The following is a 4,050-nucleotide window of genomic DNA, read 5'->3' on the forward strand; positions in this document are numbered from 1 at the left end:
GCGCCCAGCCCGCCACCTCGCCGACGGCCAGTTCGACCTCGGCGAGGGCGGCCCGAATGGGGACACACGTCATCGGAGACATCTCCTTACCGGTCGAAGTAGGCGCCCTCGGTGTCGGGCACGTGCGGGATGCCGTCCTCGTCGTCGATGCACACGTCGGCGGCGACGAGATCGATCAGGCCCGCGGCCAGGGCGTCGCAGTTGATGCACATCAGAACGGCTCCTCGGCGCTGGCGGGCTGGTCAGTGATCTCGGGGACGATGTCGAGGTTCGGGTCGAGTTCGGCTCGCCAGTCGCCGTTCGGGTCTTCGTCGTAAGCGAGTTCGGCGAGGTCGTCGGGGTGTAGCGACTTCACAGGGACACTCCTTGGGTGGGTCCGACGTTCCGTCCTCCGCCCCACCCGGTCGGGGGTGGGGCGGCTAGCGCAGCGCCAGAACCGTCGGTCATCGGAGGTTGGCCTGCCGTGTCCGGTCGAGGGTCGCGTCGTGACGGGCGTCCCAGTAGGCGATGTCACCGGCGCGGCCCTTGGCTTCGGCGGCCAGCCTGCGGATTGTGGCGGCGTCCCGGCGGTTGGTCGCCCCTTCTTCCTGGAGGATCAAGTAGCCGTCGAGGGTGGCCTGAAGGTCACGGTCGGACATTTCGGTGAGCTCGTCTCGGGTCATCTCGTCCTCCGTCTGCACTGGTGGCTTGGGCCTGGGCCAGGAAGTGGTGGGCCCCTGGCGGGGCACTGGGGTCTACCAGTCGGGGCAGAGCGTCGGGTTGACCTCCCGGACGGCCGCCCAGAACAGGTCCTCCGCCTTGGGGTCGAGGCCGGCGGCGGCTTCGGTCAGCTCGGCGATGGTCGCGGCCGGGTTGTCGGCGAGGAGGCTCTTCGCGGTGAGGCTGGCGTTCATCCTGTTCTCCCTGGCTCGTCCCTTGCCGATGACCCAACTGTACGTCTCGGACGTACAGGCGTCAACCTTAGGCGTACGCCTATTTTCGACGTACACCACTACAGACGTACGCCCTTGATCGCCGTACACTTGGAGCCATGACCAGACCCACCAAGCCGTGGCTCCCCGTCGGCATCGACGGCATCGCCGACGAACTCGGCGTAACCCAAGACACCGTCGTCACCTGGCGAAGGCGCTCCGCGAAGGAGTGGGTCAACGTCACCAAGTTCCCCGACCCCGCAGGAAAGATCTCCGGCCGCGACTGGTGGTGGCTAGCCGATGTTCTCGACTGGGCGGAGAAGACGGGCCGCCGCAAGCAGCAGCCCGCCGGCGACTAGCTACCCGGCCACCACGTCGGCGTGAGCCTGGTCGGCTGCGGCCAGGAGCCGCGACAGGCCGTGCTCGTCGAGGTCGAACGACGCGTCGTGGCCCTTGCCGTACAGGATGTGGACGCGCTGCCCGTGCCGGGTGTCGTCCGCTTCCGCGGTGTCGAGGATCGCGGCTTTGGCGTCCGGCCAGGCGCTGCGGATGGTGACCTTCCACTGGCCCGACCGGGGGTCGGTGTAGGCGATCACGAGCTGGTAGGGCTTCACCGCAGTCAGGGTGTCGGACATGGTTGATCTCCTTCGGTTGGATGGGTTACTTCGGAGGGGTGGTCATGGGGTGTGCGGCCATGCCGACACTGGTGGCGGGGAGGGCTGCCGTCAGGTCTTGGAAGAAGCCGTCGACGAACGTCTCTCCCGCCGTCTCGGCGCGCGCGAGATCCTCGGTGGTCATGAACCCGGCCCAGGCGACCTCGGACGGATCCCAGCCGGTCGGGACGTCATCGGTGTCGGCGGCGTACAGCCAGCGCCACCGGCTGTAGGAGTTGACGCCCTGGTGGACGAGCCGCAGGTTGTGCACGGCAACACCGGTCTCCTCGCGCGCCTCGCGGACCGCAGCGTCCTGAGGTGTCTCGCCTGATCGGACGGCACCGCACACGTTGTCGTAGAAGCCCGGATCGACCGCCTTGCTCAGGGCTCGGCGGTGGACGAGGATCCCGTCTGGAGACTGGATGACGACGATCACGATCTGCAGCAGCAGGCCATCACACGCCTGGGAGCGCGGGACACCGCGGACCATCACACGCCCGGAGGTGTCGACGAGATCGACCAGTTCCTCCACTGCCTGGGTCGCCTCACGGTGAGAGACAGAGGTCATGAGGGCCTCCGCGTCCACTTGAAGACCACCAGAGGCAGCGGGCACACGTAGACAGCGGCCTCCGCCACGTACACGCCCACCCAGATGTCCCGCGGTTCGAGATAGACCGACAGTCGGCCAGCTTGTAGGCGCTTCACGACGCATCCCCAGGCTGCTGGATCAGTTTGGCGATCCAGTCCCTGCCGGGAGCAAGAGCGCGGCGCTTCAGATCGTCCAGGTAGGCGAGCATGCTGTCCGCGTCGATCCCGCTGCCGTCCTGGACGGCGTGCTCGACGTAGCCGCGTAGCTCCGTCCACGCCGACGCGTAGTCCGGTTCCGGGATCGGATTCGGGATGTCGATCCACTCGACACGGGTGGAGCCGTTGTGGCCGTGGACCTTGACCACGCCTTCATGGCCGTTGTTCAGCCACGTCACGATGGTCGGCTCATTCATGGGTTCGCGGCCCAGCCTTTGCAGCACCGTCCACCCGTCGGAGAAGGCGACGCCCTCGGCGACGATGCCCGTACCGGACACTCCGGAGACGTCCTCGACGCGGCGGAGGCGGAAGCGCCGGATCTCACCCATCAGGTCGCCTCCCCAGACTGCTGGGAGGCGAGCAGAGGACCGCGCTCCCACACGTGAGTGGCGGAGGTGAGGACCGTCTTCCAGTGGAGCGGTTCGTCGTCGAGGTCGCCGTCCTTGAACCAGCGGGCGGCAGCATCTTGACCGAAGGGGATGCCCTTGGCCGCTTCGCGGTCGTTGCGCTGCCATAGGCGCATGTCGTAGTCGGATCCGACGATCACCACGCTCTGGTCTGCGGGCTCGGCCAGCGTGTCGGCGAGGTTCGAATGCACGCTCATCAGCAGCTCACCCGGATCTTGCACTTGGGGTGGGTGGCGCACGCCTCCGCCAGAGCGCGCAGGTAGTCGAGGGCGCCCTCGTAGTTGCCCCACCCGTTCGGCGGGTTCATCTCCCGGTAGCACTCCGGGTCGCCCTCCATCGCCTTGACGGCGGCTGCGAGCGCGGGCGCGGACTCTCCCGCATTGGCGCCGTCGAAGGCTCGCAGCGAGGTCCCTCCAAGGGCCGTGCGCCACATCACGGACACGTTCGCGGTGTAGTTGCCGACGTCGATTGCCGTTGGCCACTCGTCTTCAGGTGCGCCTGTGTCGATGTGAAGGGAGATGTCGTAGCTCATGATTTGTTCGATTCCTCTCTCGAACTGAAGCTGATAGGTGCTTGATCACATTGGCTTTACGTGATCTTGTTCCTATATGAGGCTGTAGTGGCCCCTGAGACTTGATCGAATTCGAGGGCTACTCGGGGATCTGATACGCCTCTGCGTTCGCGAGGGGCGTATCAGGGGGTTCCTGAGAGCCCCTGCGTCCCCGCCTTGACCCGGGTGCAGATCCTGCAGTTCCTGGCAGGTCCCTTGGAGCCCTTGACGACGATGGTGTTCACCTCATCGAACGGATGTCCGTTCTTGCAGTGCGTCTTCCTCGCGTTCATCGCTGGCGAGCTGTATCCGCGGAGCAGGTTCTCCGCCTGCGGGACAGGCTGCAGGTGATCAGGATTGACGCACGGCGGATTCCGGCAGAGGTGATCGATCTGGAAGCCCCCAGGAATCGGTCCGACGAGGTGCTCGTACGCCCATCGGTGAGAAGGAACCGTTCGCCCGTCGGCACGAAAGCGGCCGTATCCCGCTTCGTGCGTGGCGCCGGTCCACAGCCAGCAGTCGCCTTGGGCGTCGACCTTCGCCCAGAAGCGGTCGGACAGGCCGCCGCTACCCTTGGCGCTTTGGATGACCACCCGTAAGACCTTCAGCGGATCTCCGTGCCGCTGCCACCGCGTGAAGTGGAGCAGGCAGTACGGACGGCGCCCGTATCGGGGCTGGTCGCAGTCGCTGATCTCGCACGGATACGCGATGCCCGCGATCTTGCG

At 66.5% G+C, this 4,050-nt stretch carries 11 protein-coding genes; 1 reads left to right on the forward strand and 10 read right to left on the reverse strand.

Features of this window, described 5'->3' with window-relative positions:
* Positions 1-86 precede the first annotated feature (86 nt).
* The 4 genes from ACFWYW_RS58940 to ACFWYW_RS58955 form a co-directional block, all read right to left on the reverse strand.
* Positions 87-212 (reverse strand): hypothetical protein, encoded by a 126-nt coding sequence (locus ACFWYW_RS58940; RefSeq protein ID WP_379628098.1) that lies wholly within the window; start codon positions 210-212, stop codon positions 87-89.
* Positions 212-355 carry a hypothetical protein gene (locus ACFWYW_RS58945; RefSeq protein WP_379628096.1) on the reverse strand — a complete coding sequence of 48 codons (144 nt, stop codon included), beginning with the start codon at positions 353-355 and terminating at the stop codon, positions 212-214. The genes ACFWYW_RS58940 and ACFWYW_RS58945 overlap by 1 nt, the downstream gene beginning before the upstream one ends.
* Positions 356-443: 88 nt before the next feature.
* Positions 444-662, reverse strand: a complete 219-nt coding sequence (locus ACFWYW_RS58950; protein WP_379628094.1) for a hypothetical protein — start codon at positions 660-662, stop codon at positions 444-446.
* Positions 663-734: 72 nt separating this feature from the next.
* On the reverse strand, positions 735-893 hold the full coding sequence (locus ACFWYW_RS58955; RefSeq protein ID WP_379628092.1) for a hypothetical protein: 159 nt from the start codon (positions 891-893) through the stop codon (positions 735-737).
* Positions 894-1,030: 137 nt separating this feature from the next.
* Here ACFWYW_RS58955 and ACFWYW_RS58960 point away from each other — a divergent pair, with 137 nt between their 5' ends.
* Entirely contained in the window at positions 1,031-1,270 is a 240-nt protein-coding gene (locus tag ACFWYW_RS58960) for a hypothetical protein (RefSeq protein WP_379628090.1), read from the forward strand.
* On the opposite strand, the gene ACFWYW_RS58965 is transcribed toward ACFWYW_RS58960, so the two are convergent.
* The 6 genes from ACFWYW_RS58965 to ACFWYW_RS58990 all read right to left on the reverse strand — a co-directional run.
* A complete protein-coding gene (locus tag ACFWYW_RS58965) occupies positions 1,271-1,546 on the reverse strand; it encodes a hypothetical protein (RefSeq protein ID WP_379628088.1) in 276 nt (91 codons plus the stop codon).
* Positions 1,547-1,571: 25 nt separating this feature from the next.
* Entirely contained in the window at positions 1,572-2,132 is a 561-nt protein-coding gene (locus tag ACFWYW_RS58970; RefSeq protein ID WP_379628086.1) for an NUDIX domain-containing protein, read from the reverse strand.
* Between the two features lie 133 nt (positions 2,133-2,265).
* Positions 2,266-2,697 (reverse strand): hypothetical protein, encoded by a 432-nt coding sequence (locus tag ACFWYW_RS58975; protein WP_379628084.1) that lies wholly within the window; start codon positions 2,695-2,697, stop codon positions 2,266-2,268.
* The gene (locus tag ACFWYW_RS58980; protein WP_379628082.1) at positions 2,697-2,972 is read right to left on the reverse strand and encodes a hypothetical protein; all 276 of its coding nucleotides are present in this window, start codon (positions 2,970-2,972) and stop codon (positions 2,697-2,699) included. The genes ACFWYW_RS58975 and ACFWYW_RS58980 overlap by 1 nt, the downstream gene beginning before the upstream one ends.
* Positions 2,972-3,307 carry a hypothetical protein gene (locus ACFWYW_RS58985; protein WP_379628080.1) on the reverse strand — a complete coding sequence of 112 codons (336 nt, stop codon included), beginning with the start codon at positions 3,305-3,307 and terminating at the stop codon, positions 2,972-2,974. The genes ACFWYW_RS58980 and ACFWYW_RS58985 overlap by 1 nt, the downstream gene beginning before the upstream one ends.
* A 161-nt stretch (positions 3,308-3,468) precedes the next feature.
* Positions 3,469-4,050 (reverse strand): HNH endonuclease signature motif containing protein (locus ACFWYW_RS58990; RefSeq protein ID WP_379641463.1); only part of this gene is annotated, 582 nt, incomplete at its 5' end.

It is taken from the genome of Nonomuraea sp. NPDC059023 (genome assembly GCF_042740095.1).
Taxonomy (GTDB): domain Bacteria; phylum Actinomycetota; class Actinomycetes; order Streptosporangiales; family Streptosporangiaceae; genus Nonomuraea.

Coding starts and splice junctions, on each gene's coding strand:
- ACFWYW_RS58940 (WP_379628098.1), bottom strand. CDS start 212: ATGTGCATCAACTGCGACGCCCTGGCCGCGGGCCTGATCGATCTCGTC.
- ACFWYW_RS58950 (WP_379628094.1), bottom strand. CDS start 662: ATGACCCGAGACGAGCTCACCGAAATGTCCGACCGTGACCTTCAGGCC.
- ACFWYW_RS58955 (WP_379628092.1), bottom strand. CDS start 893: ATGAACGCCAGCCTCACCGCGAAGAGCCTCCTCGCCGACAACCCGGCC.
- ACFWYW_RS58960 (WP_379628090.1), top strand. CDS start 1,031: ATGACCAGACCCACCAAGCCGTGGCTCCCCGTCGGCATCGACGGCATC.
- ACFWYW_RS58965 (WP_379628088.1), bottom strand. CDS start 1,546: ATGTCCGACACCCTGACTGCGGTGAAGCCCTACCAGCTCGTGATCGCC.
- ACFWYW_RS58970 (WP_379628086.1), bottom strand. CDS start 2,132: ATGACCTCTGTCTCTCACCGTGAGGCGACCCAGGCAGTGGAGGAACTG.
- ACFWYW_RS58975 (WP_379628084.1), bottom strand. CDS start 2,697: ATGGGTGAGATCCGGCGCTTCCGCCTCCGCCGCGTCGAGGACGTCTCC.
- ACFWYW_RS58980 (WP_379628082.1), bottom strand. CDS start 2,972: ATGAGCGTGCATTCGAACCTCGCCGACACGCTGGCCGAGCCCGCAGAC.
- ACFWYW_RS58985 (WP_379628080.1), bottom strand. CDS start 3,307: ATGAGCTACGACATCTCCCTTCACATCGACACAGGCGCACCTGAAGAC.